The following is a 17326-nucleotide window of genomic DNA, read 5'->3' as shown; positions in this document are numbered from 1 at the left end:
TTGCTTTAGCTTGTCGGAGATTCTCCATGAGAATCGGTGTGCTTTCTGATACCCACATTCATCTGGCAGAAGAGATACCCCAGGAGATCATCAGGGCGTTTTCAAATATTGATTTGATCGTCCACGCTGGTGACTTTGTTGGCTCATCGGTCCTTGAAGGGCTGCAACGGCTGGGTGGGGTGAAGGCGGTACACGGTAACGTGGATTCGATGAAACTCAGAAGCTTGCTACCAGATAAGGAGCTTTTGGTGGTCGGAGGCAGGAAAATCGGGCTTACCCACGGGTGGGGTGGCCCGGAAGGCATAGAGCACAGGGTGAGGGAGCTATTTGACGATGTAGATATCATCATATACGGACATAGTCACCGGGCCAAGATTGAACACATTGGAGGAGTTCTCTTTTTTAATCCCGGGCCAGGATGGCAGTCCTTTGGTATCCTGACAATTGGGGAAGATGTTAAAGGGGAGATAATAAAGATTTAGCGATAGGCACTGTTGGATTTCGGTTGTGTAGTTGCGAGGCTTTAGCCTCGCTTCAAAAAGCGACCCCAAAGGGTCGCGCTACATATGGCAAAATTGTAATGAGCAACAAAAGTCAACAGTATTAGGAGGTATCATGGCTGAGCCTTGGCATGAGCTTGAAGCGCTAGATAAACCGGAAATTTTGCAATTTATTTTTTACCCTCGAAAAGACTCCTTTGAGATATCAGCAGCAGCTAATGTCATTGCTGACACCGTTCTGGTTGATAAGGCGACCTCCGTTTCCTATTGCTTCTATTTTGGTGATAAGAAATACCCAAATGTTCTGTTCTTTCATGGTAACGGTGAGATAGCCAGCGATTACGAGCCCATTGGCTCTATTTATAACCAGATTGGGCTTAATCTTTTTGTAGCTGATTACAGAGGCTATGGTAGGAGTGGAGGCAAGCCCACGCTCACCAGCATGATGAAGGATGCCCATCCTATATTTGAGGGCTTTAAGCGAGTATTGAAAGAGAAGGGGTTTTCAGGAAACCTCTTTCTTATGGGTCGCTCTCTAGGCAGTGCTTCTGCTATTGAGCTGGCCTCGCATTACCAGAATCAGCTCAGTGGTCTGATTATAGAGAGCGGCTTTGCCAATGTATTCAACCTATTTGTATATTTAGGCTTTCCGCTCGAAGCTCTTGGTATCTATGTGCCGAAGACGCCTTCCAGCCTTAAACTTATTCGGAAAATTTCTCTTCCCACCTTAGTTATGCATGGTGAGTATGACCAGATAGTGCCCGTTGAGGAAGGCAAGGCGCTTTATGACAGTATTGCTGCCAAAGACAAACGCTTGCTCATAATCCCTGGGGTCGACCACAACACCATTTTCTCAGGTGGCATGGAACAATACATTAAAGCATTGCGGGACTTCATTTCGGCATATAGCTAGCCCGCGGTCTACTCTTCCTCGGCACCAGGTTCAGCCTCGGCTTCAGCCTCTTCTGCCACTTCCTCAACCCCTTCCTTAAGCTCCGCCTCAACCACCTCAGGCACCACCTCAACCTCTTCTTTGCGTGCCTCGGCTACTTTGACCACCATCTGTTCTGGGTCGCTGAGGAGGGTTATGCCATCGCCGAGATGGATGTCTTTGACGTGGATTGTACTGTCAAGCTCTTCAAGGCTTGACAGGTCTACCTCGAGGCTGTGAGGTAAGTCATCGGGCAAAGCTTCAATGTGCAGGGAATCAATTAGAGGAAGGACGGAGGCTTTCTTGATTTTATCAAGCACCGGTGCCTCTCCGACGAATACCAGAGCAACGTCTGCCTTTATCTTTTCGGTCATCTTGACCTGATAGAAGTCCACGTGGAGAAGCTCATCAGTGAGCGGGTTTCTTTGCACATCGCGAACTAGGACTAGTACTGGGGTCTTTGAATTGTCGATTTTTAGGGAGATAAGGTCGGTTCCGCCTACATGGGCCAGCAAATGCTTCAAACTTTTGGCATCCATCTTTACCGCGGTGGAGTCAATTCCGTGCCCATAGATATTACCTGGAGTGATACCTTGGCGGCGTAGAAATCTTACTTTCTTGCCGGTTATGTCTCTTTTGGAAACTTCGAGTTCATGTCGTTTCATATTGTTACCTCTCTTTGGTCTGCCGAGATTGTCCAGATCCTCAGTGTCATTCTGAGCAGAGCGAAGAATCTGGAGACCCTTAGCTATTGCTCAGTGTGACAAGCAATTTCTACTTAGACCGAAGGATAAAGAATAGTGTTTTTCAACTAAGAAGTCAAATCCTTGTACTCGTCTAGTACACTAGTGACACATCAAACAACAAGACGGTTACATCCCCACCAACTGAGAGAACTATATTTTCCCTTCATAATCAACCTGCCAGTAATTGCAAGTCTATAAATACTACCAAGTTTGGTACTTATAAAGGCACCAAATGCTATTTCTGTAAAGACTGGAATGTGAAATCAATCAAGAGCAAACGGAACCTTTAAAAACCTGTCCCTACTTCACATATATGACTCGCTAAGGGCTAGATACAAAGCTAACGGTACAGTCTACTTCTCTTCTAAGGCCTCGATGGCTATGCAGCTATGTGCTAGAGTACCGCCGGCACGTAGCGATGCAGCGACAAATATTGCTTCTGCTAGCTCCCCATCCGTTGCTCCTGCTGTTTTTGCTTTCTTTGTGTGCGCGGCAATGCAGTAAGGGCACTGAGTGATGTGAGCGCAGGCCACAGCAATCAGCTCTTTAATCCGAGTGCTCAAGGCGCCGTCAGCGAAGACCTTGCCATCGAAATTCATAAAAGCCTGCAAAAGCTCAGGCTTCAGCTCATACAACTTGCCTAATTTAGCAATGCTCTCTTTATGATAGTGACAATCAGCCATTTTTACCTCCTTTTGTTGCAGAATTCACAATTACTTTGGACAGGCCTAAAGGCCTATCCCTACACTTATTGGGGATATAAAGCTAAGCCTGGCTCAATCAGACGTGTTTAGCTAGCCAGACATCTACATCGGCCATGACACGTTTGTGCTCCGGCTCATTGAAGATTTCGTGATAGAAGCCGTCGTAAAGCTTCAGCGTCTTATCTTTCGAGCCTGCCCGCTCATACAACAGCTGGCTGCCTTCTGGGGCCGCCAACTGGTCGGCGCTTCCATGCATAATCAGCATGGGCAGGTTTATCTCTGGCATCTGCTCGGGCAGCTTCTTCCACATCTTGGCCAGCTCGGCACCGATTCGAGCAGGTAACTTGCCGCGGTATACCAGCGGGTCACTGTCGTAGGCGTCCACCACAGCCTTATCCCGGCTGAGGGTAGAGGCATCAATGACGGTGAGACGCATTTTCGGTGCCAGCGCTGCGATTACTCCGGCTATGGCAAGCAGTGCCGGCGAAACGGTGGGACTTGCCACAAGAAGTGCCGCAGACGTTATCACACCTGCTAGCTCCTTCTGGTGCTCGATGGCATAGGCGGTGGCAATCGTTCCACCCATACTATGGCCAACGAGGAAAATCTTGGCATTTTTATACTCTTTGCGCACCATGTTGAAAAAAGTTTTGAGGTCAGCGAGGTAATCAGAGAATCGGTCAACATAGGAGCGTATGCCCTCTGACTTGCCATGACCGCGATAGTCAAGTGCATAGACAGCATAGCCCTTGGGGACGAAGTAATTGACCAAGTTTTTGTAGCGCCCGCTATGCTCAGCCAAGCCGTGAGCAACCAGCAATACCGCCTTGGGGCTTTTGTCTGGCAGCCAGCACTGGTAATAGATGGTAAGCCCTTCATATCCTTTGAATTTACCTTCTTTATGTTTCATTTGCCTGCCTCCTTTTTCCCACAATTTATCGAATCACGATGACTATTGCTGTATCTGCTAAGCCGACAGACTAGGTTGCTCAATCCTACACAGTGTTGCCCACTTCTGTTAACAAAATACGCCATTATTTTGAAGGTTGGAACTCCTATCTCTCAATTTTTCCGAGCTCTCACAGCAGCCCAAAGATACATGAATGGCAAGAGGATAACCCAGAGAACCCACAATGCGTAAAATACAACCCAGTCGAACTTCCGTACCTTCATGAGCTATTACATTAATACTTCTGCAGAAGCCGTGTCAAGTGCTTGGCCTGGCACAGGAGACGAGCAATTGCGGCTACCGTCATACTTTAGCGAGATAGGCAAATAGCAAAGAGTTTTACTCTTCCTTTTGCTTGGGCTGCCTGACACGTTGGCTAGATTGAGCTCCCCAAAGCAAGATGCCCAGACCGGCGAAAAAGATGCCTAGGCCAACTGGTGTTGTCCATCCCAATATCTAGACCATATTTTCGCACCCCCTTCTCAAGATTTATGTTATCCTTTGTGGGCTTATTGTTCACAACTGATAGAAAATACGGCACATGTAGAGGTAGAACTGGAAAGCCTCTGAGGTGGCATTGTGGAGATTGGATATTCGTGCCTTTAACAAGTCCTCGATGCTGACGTGGTAGAACTGGCGAAATACCTTGAAGTAAATCTCTTTTTCATCCTCAATGACTTCGGCCAGCTTGCTAGACTCTACCCAGGGTATGACATCGTCGGTAAAGGTGTGGATAATAGCTATCTTTGTCTGGAGCTGATTAATCCTCAGGTGTGGCGATAAGCCATCAAGCGTCTGCTGGATCTCTGGGTCGAGCTCTGCCCAGAGGTCTCCTGCTCGAGCGGGATCGCGATTGGTAAGCAGTTCATGCATAGCTTGTCCTGTGGGAGAGAGGTCACTCCTGGCAAAATCCACGGAGTCTCCTCTCAGCATCTCCTCAAGATAGGACTTGTCCGAAGATTCAGGCATAAGCTCGATGAGCCACCTGGGGAGTTCTTCCGTCAAAAAAATGCGGGGTTTCCACGGTTTGGTTTCACCTTCATCAAAGTAGTGTCCTGTAATCACAGCCCCCAACCAATCATTGATGTTGTAGTAACCACCCCAGTAGCCGATAACGGATATATCATGGCTTATACTCGGCTCGGTGGCAGCAAGAAACACCAGTGGCGCGCTTAGGCAGATGCCTATCATCCCTATTTTCCCGCTAGTGAATTCTTGTCCCGAGATATATTGAAAACTGATGACTAAAGCCTCGATATCACCCTGGTGGAGTCGAAACTTAGCCAGGTTATCAAGTTGAGGCACCAGAACGATATACCCAGCACGTGCCAAGCTTTGGCCTGCTAGCAGCAGGGCTGGATCATCTTTGCCATCTTTAACAGCGCCATGAGCCAGGATTATGCCCGAGTGTCGGCCTCGGTCATTGGGACGATATAAATTGGCAACAATATCCCGGTTGCCACAGGGATATGTTACCTCAGAGATAACTATGCTTTTGGGAATAGCGTTGGTTTTCCATCTATAGCTGACACCTAAATCTATTAGCAAAGCGATGGTTCTGAGACCGGTCTGGACTGGCTTAGTCAACAGGACTACGACAAGCACGATAGGGATTATTAAGATTAGTATTATCCACTGCCAACCCATGGCCATTACCAACAAGTTTTATCTGCCCGCTACCTTACTGTGCGCCGGCACGGGCTCGTGCGCCTTTCGACCGTACACCTTCTCATACGCTTTGCAATACGGGCATATACCACCCTCAATGTTTTTGACTACCCAGAAGGCAAATCCTTTTTGCTTTTTTCGGGCTTGGGCGCACATAGGACACTCCACACACCGCTGTGCCATAGCCTTATCTTTGTCAGTAACAGTCTGCTGTTTCATGAAGCTGACTCCTTTTGCAAGCAAGAGTAGCATCTGCCTGAATGCGTGTCAATGGCAATACATCTAAACGGTACATAACCAATTGCTAAATTTTCTGCTACAATAGAAGCAGTTTAATTGCAAGACTATGTTGGTTTTCAGTTTCAGCATAACATTGGAGGGGAGGAAATCTTTCTATGGTTAAGCGAACGTCCACAGATTTTCTGGCTCGGGTTCTACTTCTACTGATGGCGGCAAACTACAACCTCAGGCCATCATTGAGGAAATATCTTAAAAGTAGCCACGGGTGGCTCAATTTTTCCATCGGTGTAAGGACGGAGACCAACACTGTCGAGAAAGCACTCATCTTTAATGACGGCAAAGCAAGAGTTTCCTCCAGTATTCCCAAAAATGTTGACGCCACCTTGATTTTCGCCGGGGACGAAGTGGTCAAAGAAATGCTGAAGGTAACACCCAACGAAGTATTGAATATGCTCTTAAAGAGCAGACTGCGGATAGAAGGAAATATGAACTATGTCCAACTATTTAACTTCCTAATGTCCTTGCTACTATGGAAAAAGCACAAGAAGATGGTGGAAAAGCAGAAAGCTGAAGATGCCAGAGAGAAGGCTGCATTGCCGCCGTCTGCCCCAATACTCCATCAGGAAATGAGTCGGAGAAGAAAGGAACGCCTGGTAGGTAAAAAGGTAGATGCTGGCGTTAAATACCTTTCCGAGCCTTACCTGTCACAATATGACATAAACGATTTCCCGAGGTTAAAAAAGTTCCTTGACATCCATTTTGAAACAAAACCTGAAATTTGTCATGAACGCGCAAAGCTAGTAACCGACTGGTGCGTAGCAAACGGCTTTGAGGTGGACAAATCGGGGAAGACCTGGGTTCCGGAATTGCGCCAGGGAGATATGTTTAGGTACTTAATGGAAAATAAAGAACCCGTCATCCGTAAGGACGACCTCATTGCTGGGACTACTACGACTAAGGAAATCGGCGTGATTCTTTACCCCGATGCCCACGCAAACATGATCTGGGGGGAATTGTTATCCACTCCTGACAGGCAACTCAATCCCTACGATATATCGCCTGAAACGGTTGAAATCCTGCATCATTATGTCTTTCCATACTGGATGAAGAGGAATTTCCGTGAGTGGGTCAGGGAAAAATATAACAGACCGCTCTCCCAGATGCTTGATGAGCGCTTTGCCGTCTACTTCCTATGGAAGACAGTGGCCATGTCACACACCATACCAAATTTCCCCAAACTTCTAGCACTCGGTACGAAAGGAATTATCCGAGAAATCAAAGAGGAACTCAAGCGCGATAAATCAGCAGACACACAGAAAAAGCATACTCTTGAGGCGATGATACTTTGTTTGCAGGGACTTGCAGCTTATGCCAGGAATCTTTCCAAGCAGGCAGCAGCCGAGGTTAAATTAGAATCAGACGCCGAAAGGAAAGCTGAGCTTGAGCGGCTAGCCGCGATCTGCGCCAGGGTACCTGAGAACCCAGCAGAAACCCTTGACGAGGCAATCAATGCTATGTGGATAGCCTGGATTGGGCTTCACACGGAAAACACCAATGCCGGTTTGTCGTTGGGCAGACTCGACCAGTGGCTCCAGCCCTATTTTGTCACTGATATGAAGAAGCTTGCCACCGAGAAGGAGAGAGAAGAGTATATTAAAAAGGCAATCGAACTGGTGGGCTGTCTCTATATGCGCTGCGCTGACCATCTACCACTCGTGCCTGACATCGGCAACTACCTTTTTGGCGGCAGCTCTTCCGACCAGGTTATTACACTGGGCGGAGTTACTCCCGCTGGCGAGGATGCAGTTTGTGACATGACTTACATCTTCCTCAAAGTGACCGAGATGCTAGGGATCCGTGACCCGAATGTGAACGCACGATATAACAGGGCAAAAAACAGCGACACCTATCTCAAGCGCCTCTGTGAGGTGAATATGGTTACCGCCGCCACCCCTTCGATGCACAACGATGAGGTAGTTATGAAATCGCTGGAAAGTTTCAATTATCCCGTCGAGGACTTAAGAGACTGGTCGGCTACAGGTTGTGTTGAGCCTACCCTTTGCGGTAAGCACATGGGGCACACCAACTGTATGATGATGAATATGGTTGCTGCACTCGAGATGGCGCTGAATAATGGCAAACATCCGCTCATGAATTGGGAAGTCGGCCCGAGAACAGGTAGCATCGAAGACGGAGCTTTCAAGACATTTGAGGGTTTCTTTGACGCATTTAAAACCCAGTTCAAGTTCCTTATCGACAAATCCGTGGAGTATAACAACATGCTTGGTGAGGCGCATGGTGTGTTGCGTCCGACTCCATTACTGTCGGCACTTATTGACGGTCCCATCAAGAAAGGTAAAGATATTACCAAGGGCGGCGCCAAACACAATTCATCTGGCTCTGCCTGCATCGGCCTGGCTGATGTAACCGATTCGTTGATGGTGATAAAGAGACTGGTGTTCGATGAAAAGAAAGTCACATTTAAAGAGCTAAAGAGGGCGATTGATAACAACTTCGCTGACAATTCTGTGCTCCATGCCATGGTAACCAAGAAGGTCCCTTTCTTCGGTTCAGACAACGGTGAAGCGGTTGACATCGCCAACAGGGTGACTGAATTTGCCCGCGATACCTATTGGAACCATGTGAATTACAGGGGTGGGCGTTACACAGCTGGATTCTGGTCCATGTCCAATCATGTTGCTTTCGGTACTCTGAGCGGTGCGCTCCCCTCCGGTAGACTTGCGGGCAAGGCATTTACCCCAGGCCTAACACCTGAGCCAAATGCATCGAAGAACCTTCTGGAAAATATCCGCGATGTGGCTCGGCTGAATCCCAGAAATATGAATAACAACATAGCTTTCAACATCAAGGTTGTGCCCAGTGCACGGGATACGCGTGAAGAGGTGGTCAACAGCATGTTCTCCTATGCCAAGACTTATTTCGAGCTTGGCGGTATGCAAATGCAGATGAATGTGGTTACCTCGGCTATGCTGCGGGATGCCATGGCCCACCCTGAAAACTACAGGAATTTGCTGGTGCGTATCTCCGGCTATAATGCCTATTTCGTTACGCTCAACAAAGACATGCAGGTCGAGCTTATCGAGCGCGCCGAATATGGGATTTAAGAAACCTCTCATCCTTGATATAAAGGGCAATTCGCTCGATGACGGGCCGGGCATACGTACGGTGATCTTCTTTAAGGGATGCCCACTTTCCTGTGTTTGGTGCCACAACCCCGAATGCAAATATGTGGGGCATGAACTAGGCTGGGATAGAAAAGAATGCATTGGCTGCAACAGTTGCATAAACGTGTGTGAACCCGAGGCGCTTTCACGCGATAACCCAGATTTCATTGACCGACACAAGTGCACTCTCTGTTTCAAATGCGCCGAGGTCTGTCCTGCCGATGCCGTGACAAAGGTAGGACGTGACATGGAAATCGAAGAAGTCATCGAGACAATAACAAAGGACGTTCCCTTTTTTGTTACCTCGGGTGGAGGCGTAACCTTGTCAGGCGGGGAGCCGACACTATTTATGAGGTTTACTGCGGACCTGTTAAAAAAACTGAGGTCACTCAATATCCAGACGCTGATTGAAACATGTGGCCACTTCGATTGCGCTGCCTTCTTCGAATTGCTGTACCCCTACCTGGACTCGATTTATTATGATATCAAGCTAATCGAGCCACAGGAGCACAAAAGATATTGCGGGGTGAGCAACGAGCGTATATTGCATAACTTCAAGGAGCTGTACCAGGCTTCCCAAAAAAAGGACGGTGTTCAAATTTTACCCCGCATTGCCCTTATTCCTGGCATCACCGATAGGCGGGAGAATTTGGAAGCGGTTGCCTCATTTTTGAAGGGAAATAAGGTTAGAAAAGTGGCCCTGCTCCACTACAATCCCTTATGGATTGAGAAATCAGAAAAGCTTGGTGTTCACAACAGCTACACCGAAGACACGAAAATGACCACCTGGATGTCACGGTCACGCGTGAAAGAGTGTCTGGCTATATTCGAAGATTTTGAGGTGGTTGGGAACTAGGTAAAGAGCGAAGCAGGTGGTTGGTAGTTTTAGCCTGCTTATGATATAGTTTTTCCACCATAGCAGCTAATTCACTGATGGTTTACAAGACGACTTAGTTATTGAATGGAGGGTGAGACTATGACCACAGCTATACCTGAAAAACCGAAATTCGCCATTAAGGAACCGAAGAACCTGTCGCCGCGAATTAAATGGCTTCGCGACTATTACTTCCAGGGCCTTAAACGGAAGTGGAACAATGAATTTACCGGCTGGACCACGGGAACACCGTGGGACTTCCAGTTCCGCGAAGGGCAGTACTATATCGTGCCCGAGACTTACACTTTTTTCTCAACCTTCACCGGTGCCTTCAAGCAGACGGCGAGAAAGGTGAAGCTACACCCCGATTTCTGGAACTGGAGTCTGCCCGAGCGCCTTGCCTGGTTTGTTAGAGAAGTGATGGTGAACTATCTGCCGCACGAGATTTTGCCCGGTGACCTCATTGCTGGCGGACGCTTCAACTTACAAGCCTCCACCTGCCTCACCAAAGAGGAGGCTAGACAGTACCGTAAGCTGGTCTATGGCAAGAACGGAGCCCGAGCCGCCATCTTATGGTTTCATGACCATGGCTATGGAAACGTAGGAGCTACCAGCGGCCATCTTATCCCCGATTACGGAACAGCAGTTGAAAAAGGCTGGAAGAGCATTTTTGCCGATATCAACAAGCACCATGAAACGCTTTCTTCAAGTGGTAAGAAAGGCAAAAAGGGTGGACAGCTCAGGGCTATGCTGACCGCTGCCACAATGGCTCGAGATGTGGCAGCAAAATACAGCCAGGTATGCACTGGTCTCGCTGCTAAAGAGACTGATAAGACCAGGAAAAGTGAGCTGCTCCAAATGGCAGAAATGCTTAAGAGGGTACCTTGGGAACCAGCGCGGACATTCTGGGAGGGGGTACAGTCTCTGTGGCTGACCCACATGCTGGTCATGAGCGATGAAAGTTATCCTGGCCCCGGCCTCTCCTTCGGCAGAATAGACCAATATCTGTACCAACTGTGGCAGAAATCCATCAATGAAGGTATGGATAGAGAATTCGGCAAAGAGATATTGAAGTGCTTCTGGATTCATTCCAATACAGCCTATGATGCCATGATTCGCACCGGGGGCAATCAGGGTATCACCTCCGGCTTCGGTCAGGTTGTTACCCTCTCGGGCATGGGGCCCGGCGGCAAGGATATGACCAATGACCTTACCTATGCTATGCTTGAGGTCATAGATGAACTGGCCCCCATTCTGGAGCCAAAGCCAAATGTTAGACTGCACAGAAACACCCCCAACAAGCTCTATGACAAGGTCATAGATATGATTTCCTCAAGCCAGGGAGCACCGTTCCTCATAAACTTCGACGAGCGTTCCATTGCCGGAATGATGCTGGAAGCCAAGAAAGCCGGCGTTGAGCATCTCATTAATAAAGACAATGTACATGATTACGCCCCTGTTGGCTGTCTGGAAAACACGATGTGCGGCAATGACCGCTCTGGTACTGTTGATATTAACCTCAATCTCCTGAAAGCGGTCGAGCTGGCACTTATCGGTGGATATGACCTGATTCCCCACACCGACCCGATGACGGGTAAAACGGAGCCTCGTAAACTGTGGGGAGCCGATACAGGCAATGCAGAGACCTTCAAGACCTGGGAGGAGTTCTGGAATGCCTATGTTGCCCAGACAAAATATATCGTCAAGAAGATTGCCGAGCTCTACGAGAGAACCGACGAGGTGCGGGCAAAGTTTCTGCCAACGCCTTATCTATCCTGTCTGGTCAAAGGATGTGCCGAGAAGGGTAAGGACATCAATGAGGGCGGCGCCGAGCTCAGCTTTGTCACGCTGGAGGCGGTGACCTATGGCACTACGGTTGATTCCCTGCTGGCAGTCAAATATTTGGTGTTCGATAAGAATATTTGCACCATGAGGGAGTTAATTGATGCTTTGAAAGCTAACTGGACAGGCCATGAAGTGCTGCAAGCCCAAGCCCTCAATAAAGCGCCCAAATACGGCAGGGATGATGATGTTGCCGATGAATTGGGAAAGAAGGTGATGGGCCTGTGGACACAGGAGACCTGGAAATACAAGTCCAAGCCCACGGGTAAGCAGTTCCGGCCCGGCATGCTGAGCTGGAATTACTGGATTTCCGATGGATATGTTTTGTCAGCAAGTCCTGATGGCAGACCCAAGGGCAAATTCCTGTCAAACGCCATCTGTCCCTCAAACGGTGCTGACATTAATGGGCCGACAGCTAATGTCAACTCGGTGGGGAAAGTTATCGGTGGCAAAGACCCCAAAGGCAATGGTGACTGGCTGGAATATTATAACCTGCTGCCAAATGGTGCCAGTCATACCATGACCTTCAACCCATCGCTTATCCGCGACCCTGAGCACAAGAGCAAGTTCAAGGCCTTTTTGCGCGGCTATGTGGAAAACGGAGGCACCTGTCTCCAGGTTAACATGATTAACGCAGATATACTGCGGGATGCCCAGAAACACCCGGAGAACTATCGGCATTTATTAGTTCGCGTTACTGGCTATAACGCCTACTTCACTGCCATAGGCAGAGAGCTGCAGAATGAGATTATAGCTCGTGAAAGCCACCAGATTTGATAAGGCTGCTTAAGTATAAGTATGGTAAGCAAAAAGACCGTTATATCTGATGACCGGGTGGTAACCCAAGAGGCAGCCCTGGAAGGTATAGACAAGAGCCAGAGTGGGCTGATACTGCACTTGCAGAGGTTCTCCACTGAAGACGGGCCCGGTATACGCACCACGGTATTCTTCAAGGGATGCCCGCTAAGATGCCTGTGGTGCCACAACCCCGAAAGCATATCGATAGAGCCACAGATACAGTGGCTGGAAAACAAGTGTATCGGCTGCGGTACCTGCATCAAAGTATGCCTCCTAGGTTGTCTGTGCAAGACAGAACAGGGAGTTGTGATTGACCGCGAAGTTTGCAACGGCTGTGGGGAATGTGCTGAAGCCTGTCCGGCGAATGCCATGGAGCTTCTGGGCAGGCGAGTCAGCCTGGCTGAGCTTTTCGATGAGTTGCTCAAAGACCAGATATATTTTGAGAAGTCGGGCGGCGGTGTCACCCTTTCCGGTGGAGAACCTATGATGCAACCTGGTTTTGCCGCTGCATTGCTCCGCCGCCTCAAGGAAAGAGGAATCAACACCGCTCTTGATACCTGCGGCGTTTGTCCCAGCGGGTCTCTGGAAAAAGTTTTGCCCTATACCGATATCGTTCTGTTTGATTTGAAGGAAGCAGAACTAGAAAAGCACTACAATTTCACCGGGCAGTATAACCAGAGGATTTTCGACAACCTTCTATATATTCGTGACTATATCCTGAATAGGGCTCCTGAAAAAGTACTGTGGATTAGAACACCACTCATTCCTGAAGCAACAGCCACATGTGATAACATCACCAGCCTCGGCGCTTTCATCGCCAAAAACCTTCAGGGCGTCGTCGAGCGATGGGAACTGTGCGCCTTTAACAATCTCTGTCGCGATAAGTACCGCAGACTAGGTATCGCCTGGGAATATGCCAATATGCCGCTTATGGGCAAAGACACGGTGCGTGAACTGGAACAATGTGCCAAACTATCCGGCATGGACCCGGAAATTGTGAGTGTCACTGGCGCCACAAAAGTGGAAGATTCATAGGAGATAGAGAAATGAGCAATCAAAGAAACATCTACAAATCCTTTTCAGAATCAGACATAAAAGATTTCGAACCCGAGATGAAGGTGGGACTGCTTGCCACGATAAATGAACAAGGTCTGCCTCATCTAACTTTAATCTCCACGCTGCGAGCTAGTTCACCCACGGAGGTTGTCTTTGGTCAGTTCGCTGAGGGATTGAGCAAAGTCAACATCAGGAAAAACCCAAAGGTCAGCTTTCTCATTCTGACGCTGGACAGGAACACCTGGCGTGGTAAGGCGAAATTTACCCACACCGAAAGAAGCGGCAAAGAATTCGACTTGTTCAACAATCTGCCTATGTTCCGCTACAACGCCTATTTCGGCATACATACGGTTTATTACCTTGATTTGGTCGAACAGTATGGTAAAGAGCCTCTCCCGATGGGCAGCATTATACAGGCAGCCTTAAAGACCTTGGTGGCAAAAATGATATCCCGCAAGAAGGGGAGAAAGGAAGTCCTCAACTTGTGGACCCGGCAACTTATAGATAAAATTGCGAACCTCAAATTCCTAGCTTATGTCGGCAAAGATGGCTATCCTGTGATTATCCCGGTAATTCAAGCCCAGACCTCCGACAACGAGCATGTGATATTCGCAGCTTCAGCATTTAATGAAGATATCAGGGCAATACCTATCAATACGACTGTCGCTTTCTTCTGCATGTCCTTCGATATGGAAGACGTCCTGCTGCGGGGAACCTACCAGGGAATACAACGGATAGGTGGCATCCAGTGCGGTAGTATCTCAGTCAAGTGGGTCTATAGCCCCATGCCACCAAAACCAGAGCAGATTTACCCGGAGACCAAGCTCGAACCGGTGACAGCTTTTTAGCGCGGTAGCTTGAGTCTCTAGTTGAAATTCTTACTATCTCTGAATGCTGCGACTATTCTTTCCCTAGCAAAAGAGACTATTCTACCGTTGAGATGTACTTCGTCAGCGAGATATTTCTTCTTAATGAACCCGTTTCCATCGGCTGAGATGAATTGCACATCTATGTAAGGAATGCCATTCATCTGGCAAAATTGTCCAAGCCTCTCGTTAAATTCTCTGGATATTTCACTCCTCTGTTCCGGACTTCCCAGAAAAGGCAAGTCAGACACAAACCGCTTCCTTGCCGCCGGTGGGATGCCATGAACACATACGGCGAATCCGTCATCTCTCAATCTCTTGATAACCTCTCCATATTTTTCTACAGTAGCCTCTACAATTTTCGCGATACTCACTTTCTCATTGTGCTTTTTATATTGCAGGTAAATATGAACCCGGGCATCTATTTCTCCGAAAACCAAAAGCAAAACGTCCCTTTCTCTGTTTATTCGCGGCAGGAATGAGTTCAGGTATTTCTTTGACTGAGAAAAGCTGTTGTCTTTATTAAGATTGTATGCTGTCGCCTGTGATATGTGGTGTATGATGAAAGGGCTTCTGAACACAAATGGCCTAACATGGCTATCTCCTATAATGTGAACTATTGCGCCATTAGATAGCTTTGACCTTAAGATGAGGCAGGTGTTGTGTAAGCACAGCCAAGGATACTTAAAAAGGACATCCGCATAATTAAAATAGATGGAGCCTCTTTTAGATAGTGCTTTTCTGAACGTTGTGTTTATTCGCTCAAAAATGTTTTTCATCGCAAACATCTTCATAGCTATGCCAGATTGGCTTTACTTTACCACTGGGAAGCCATGCCTTTCAATCAATGGATGAAAAATTTGAAAAACCGAAGCTGTTGATAAGTCTATCCGCCTGGTATAGGTATTGATACCTGCACCTACGTTGCATAGGAATTCAGATTTCGAGTTTGTTTGCAATTCTGGGGGTTAGTATTTAGGATTTCTTATTGTAAGGTGGGTAGCTGAAGGCGAGCAGTTAACTGACCTTCTCGTCTCCACAAATAGAAACGTCCCAAGTAACCTCACTTGTCCCCGGCTTTTCCTCTGCCTCTCCTCTCGGTTTTGGCTTACCTTGTGCCCGGTCGTGTACCACACACCTTCCAGCCTTCACCGCCTCCCCGTCCCTGCCAGGTCTAAGCTTGACTGCTTGGGACTTTTATAATAATAGCACATTTCGGGTTGATTTGTCAAATCTCGGTAGTGGGTCAATTTGGACATAAGGTTAAGGTGTTGTCACCGGAACTGGCTGAGTTGGTAGCAAGCTATTTATATGAAACCATAAAAATGTTGTCCCTATGCCGAAAGCAATTATTAGGGCAGCAACCATCCAATAGATAGTTCGGTTAATTTCTTTGGACAACCTCTTTCTTCGGTATGAGTCCTCAACATTTCGGAAACATGGCTTAAGGTAATAGCAGGTACCATGATATTAGTAGTGGCCTTATGGAACCTCGCAACGCACCAATACGTACCATTACCCCAATAAGTGAAGAGATTTTTATCCCCTGCCCGTGCTCCAATGGTCTAATCACGTAATTTTATACAGGGAAATAATTTTCTTTACAAGTTACTAGAAGGTAAAGCCTTTCTTGGTGAAGACTTTTATGCAAGCATCCACGACCTCTGAAGAATAAAGGACACCCTTTTGCTGTGAGATTTCTAAGAGGGCTTCTTCTATGCTGAGAGCTGGACGGTAAGGTCTGTGAGATGCCATAGCCTCAACAACATCAGCCACACTCATTATTTGTGCCTCAAGCAGAATGTCGTCGTCAGAAACCCCGAAAGGATATCCAGAGCCATTCATCCGCTCGTGGTGTTGTAAAACTATCCGGGCAATAGGCCAGGGAAATTCTATCGTGCTAAGCAAGTCATAACCCACCTGGGCGTGGTCCTTGACCAGATTAATCTCGTTTTTTCTTAAACGGCCTGGCCTGCTGAGAATCTCTGCGGGCACGTATATTTTTCCGATATCATGCAGTGTCCCGGCAACGCGTATCCCTTCGATCTGCCCTTCGGAAAGGCCAAGCTCTCTGGCGATAACACAGGCCAACTTGGCCACGCGGTGCTGGTGGCCAGCAGTGTAGGGGTCTCTGATTTCAGTTGTCAAGGCAACAGCATTGATGGTTCCCTCGATAGCTCTTTGTAATCTCGCTGAAGTTTGCCTTAGTTCTTCCTCAGTCCGTTTGCGCTCGGTAATATCAAGGATAACACTTAGTATCAGCTTACGGCCACTCGACTCGATAAGGCGGCTCTTTACCTCCACTGGCATTAAAGAATTATCTTTACGCATATGAACTGACTCGAAGGTTAACTGGCCTTTTTCGATTAGCTCTTTAATCTTTGCCTCAACGGTATTGGCATAATCTGGAGCGCTGAGTTCATAAAAATTTATCCGCACCAACTCTTCTTTTTCGTAACCATGAGACCTGCAGGCGTCCTCATTTGCGTATATGCAATTGCCGTTCAAGTCGTGGACCATGATTGAATCGGTGGTGGCGCTGAAAAGCTGGGCATTGAACTCCATCTGGTCCTTTAAAAGTTCATGTCTGCTAATAATGTAGGCCAAGAACCATGACCCCACGCCCCCCGGGATAAGCAGAATTGCCAGTGCCACCAGAAGAGGTGTGCTAGATATCAAATCAGCGATAGTCTGGAAAGAGCTTGAAGGAATGAAAGGAATATTCTGATAGTAGAATAATGCCAGAACCACACACACCAATGCTGCCAGAGACAAAAATATAGCGAGAAAATATTTTAACACTTTCCCGCGGAACCACATGCCTTTTGGTAATATTACCGGTGGCTTATAGCTCATTAATATCCTATTAAGAATATTGTCGACAATATTAGCACTAACTTTAATGCTTGGCAATCATCGCATGGAGATTGACGCACTGTATTTACTTTGGAATTTCTATAAAAAATG

The 17326-nt window shown here is 47.6% G+C and carries 13 protein-coding genes and 1 pseudogene; 7 read left to right on the top strand and 7 right to left on the bottom strand.

The annotated features are described in order from the left end of the window. Window positions 1-26: 26 nt before the first annotated feature. Window positions 27-482 carry a metallophosphoesterase family protein gene (locus tag FJ023_03420; GenBank protein MBM4446386.1) on the top strand — a complete coding sequence of 152 codons (456 nt, stop codon included), beginning with the start codon at window positions 27-29 and terminating at the stop codon, window positions 480-482. A gap of 133 nt (window positions 483-615) precedes the next feature. Next, complete coding sequence (locus FJ023_03415) at window positions 616-1413, top strand: alpha/beta hydrolase (protein ID MBM4446385.1); 798 nt, start codon at window positions 616-618, stop codon at window positions 1411-1413. Between the two features lie 8 nt (window positions 1414-1421). Here FJ023_03415 and FJ023_03410 read toward each other — a convergent pair whose 3' ends face one another. The 5 genes and pseudogenes from FJ023_03410 to FJ023_03390 form a co-directional block, all read right to left on the bottom strand. Then, window positions 1422-2096 carry a 50S ribosomal protein L25 gene (locus FJ023_03410; GenBank protein ID MBM4446384.1) on the bottom strand — a complete coding sequence of 225 codons (675 nt, stop codon included), beginning with the start codon at window positions 2094-2096 and terminating at the stop codon, window positions 1422-1424. Window positions 2097-2530: 434 nt separating this feature from the next. Then, the gene (locus tag FJ023_03405; protein ID MBM4446383.1) at window positions 2531-2860 is read right to left on the bottom strand and encodes a carboxymuconolactone decarboxylase family protein; all 330 of its coding nucleotides are present in this window, start codon (window positions 2858-2860) and stop codon (window positions 2531-2533) included. 97 nt (window positions 2861-2957) lie between these two features. Then, window positions 2958-3791 (bottom strand): alpha/beta hydrolase, encoded by an 834-nt coding sequence (locus FJ023_03400; protein MBM4446382.1) that lies wholly within the window; start codon window positions 3789-3791, stop codon window positions 2958-2960. A 555-nt stretch (window positions 3792-4346) separates the two neighbouring features. Beyond that, the gene (locus FJ023_03395) at window positions 4347-5483 is read right to left on the bottom strand and encodes a hypothetical protein (protein MBM4446381.1); all 1137 of its coding nucleotides are present in this window, start codon (window positions 5481-5483) and stop codon (window positions 4347-4349) included. A 23-nt stretch (window positions 5484-5506) separates the two neighbouring features. Then, window positions 5507-5717, bottom strand: a pseudogene (locus FJ023_03390) (hypothetical protein). 176 nt (window positions 5718-5893) lie between these two features. Here FJ023_03390 and FJ023_03385 point away from each other — a divergent pair. From FJ023_03385 to FJ023_03365, 5 genes are all read left to right on the top strand, one after another. Next, window positions 5894-8863, top strand: coding sequence for a formate acetyltransferase (locus FJ023_03385; protein MBM4446380.1), 2970 nt, complete (start codon window positions 5894-5896; stop codon window positions 8861-8863). Beyond that, window positions 8853-9779, top strand: coding sequence for a glycyl-radical enzyme activating protein (locus tag FJ023_03380; protein ID MBM4446379.1), 927 nt, complete (start codon window positions 8853-8855; stop codon window positions 9777-9779). Before FJ023_03385 ends, FJ023_03380 begins: the two co-directional genes overlap by 11 nt. Before the next feature lie 105 nt (window positions 9780-9884). Continuing rightward, window positions 9885-12416 (top strand): hypothetical protein, encoded by a 2532-nt coding sequence (locus FJ023_03375; protein ID MBM4446378.1) that lies wholly within the window; start codon window positions 9885-9887, stop codon window positions 12414-12416. Window positions 12417-12437: 21 nt separating this feature from the next. Further along, window positions 12438-13472 carry a glycyl-radical enzyme activating protein gene (locus tag FJ023_03370; GenBank protein MBM4446377.1) on the top strand — a complete coding sequence of 345 codons (1035 nt, stop codon included), beginning with the start codon at window positions 12438-12440 and terminating at the stop codon, window positions 13470-13472. Further along, window positions 13400-14341, top strand: coding sequence for a pyridoxamine 5'-phosphate oxidase family protein (locus tag FJ023_03365; GenBank protein MBM4446376.1), 942 nt, complete (start codon window positions 13400-13402; stop codon window positions 14339-14341). Before FJ023_03370 ends, FJ023_03365 begins: the two co-directional genes overlap by 73 nt. A 17-nt stretch (window positions 14342-14358) precedes the next feature. Here the strand turns inward: FJ023_03365 and FJ023_03360 are convergent, their stop codons facing one another. Together FJ023_03360 and FJ023_03355 are read right to left on the bottom strand one after the other, a co-directional pair. Then, the gene (locus FJ023_03360) at window positions 14359-15138 is read right to left on the bottom strand and encodes a hypothetical protein (protein MBM4446375.1); all 780 of its coding nucleotides are present in this window, start codon (window positions 15136-15138) and stop codon (window positions 14359-14361) included. Window positions 15139-15970: 832 nt separating this feature from the next. Next, a complete protein-coding gene (locus tag FJ023_03355; protein ID MBM4446374.1) occupies window positions 15971-17215 on the bottom strand; it encodes a PAS domain S-box protein in 1245 nt (414 codons plus the stop codon). Window positions 17216-17326: the final 111 nt, after the last annotated feature.

The organism is Chloroflexota bacterium (assembly GCA_016875875.1).
In the GTDB taxonomy this organism is placed as follows: domain Bacteria; phylum Chloroflexota; class Dehalococcoidia; order GIF9; family UBA5629; genus 9FT-COMBO-48-23.
Note: the sequence above shows the minus strand (reverse complement) of the source record. Positions and strands in the feature narration are given on the sequence as shown.

Bases quoted from the DNA above. Each gene is read 5' to 3' on its own strand.
- FJ023_03420 (MBM4446386.1), top strand. From the start codon at position 27: ATGAGAATCGGTGTGCTTTCTGATACCCACATTCATCTGGCAGAAGAG.
- FJ023_03415 (MBM4446385.1), top strand. From the start codon at position 616: ATGGCTGAGCCTTGGCATGAGCTTGAAGCGCTAGATAAACCGGAAATT.
- FJ023_03410 (MBM4446384.1), bottom strand. From the start codon at position 2,096: ATGAAACGACATGAACTCGAAGTTTCCAAAAGAGACATAACCGGCAAG.
- FJ023_03405 (MBM4446383.1), bottom strand. From the start codon at position 2,860: ATGGCTGATTGTCACTATCATAAAGAGAGCATTGCTAAATTAGGCAAG.
- FJ023_03400 (MBM4446382.1), bottom strand. From the start codon at position 3,791: ATGAAACATAAAGAAGGTAAATTCAAAGGATATGAAGGGCTTACCATC.
- FJ023_03395 (MBM4446381.1), bottom strand. From the start codon at position 5,483: ATGGCCATGGGTTGGCAGTGGATAATACTAATCTTAATAATCCCTATC.
- FJ023_03385 (MBM4446380.1), top strand. From the start codon at position 5,894: ATGGTTAAGCGAACGTCCACAGATTTTCTGGCTCGGGTTCTACTTCTA.
- FJ023_03380 (MBM4446379.1), top strand. From the start codon at position 8,853: ATGGGATTTAAGAAACCTCTCATCCTTGATATAAAGGGCAATTCGCTC.
- FJ023_03375 (MBM4446378.1), top strand. From the start codon at position 9,885: ATGGAGGGTGAGACTATGACCACAGCTATACCTGAAAAACCGAAATTC.
- FJ023_03370 (MBM4446377.1), top strand. From the start codon at position 12,438: ATGGTAAGCAAAAAGACCGTTATATCTGATGACCGGGTGGTAACCCAA.
- FJ023_03365 (MBM4446376.1), top strand. From the start codon at position 13,400: ATGTGCCAAACTATCCGGCATGGACCCGGAAATTGTGAGTGTCACTGG.
- FJ023_03360 (MBM4446375.1), bottom strand. From the start codon at position 15,138: ATGAAAAACATTTTTGAGCGAATAAACACAACGTTCAGAAAAGCACTA.
- FJ023_03355 (MBM4446374.1), bottom strand. From the start codon at position 17,215: ATGAGCTATAAGCCACCGGTAATATTACCAAAAGGCATGTGGTTCCGC.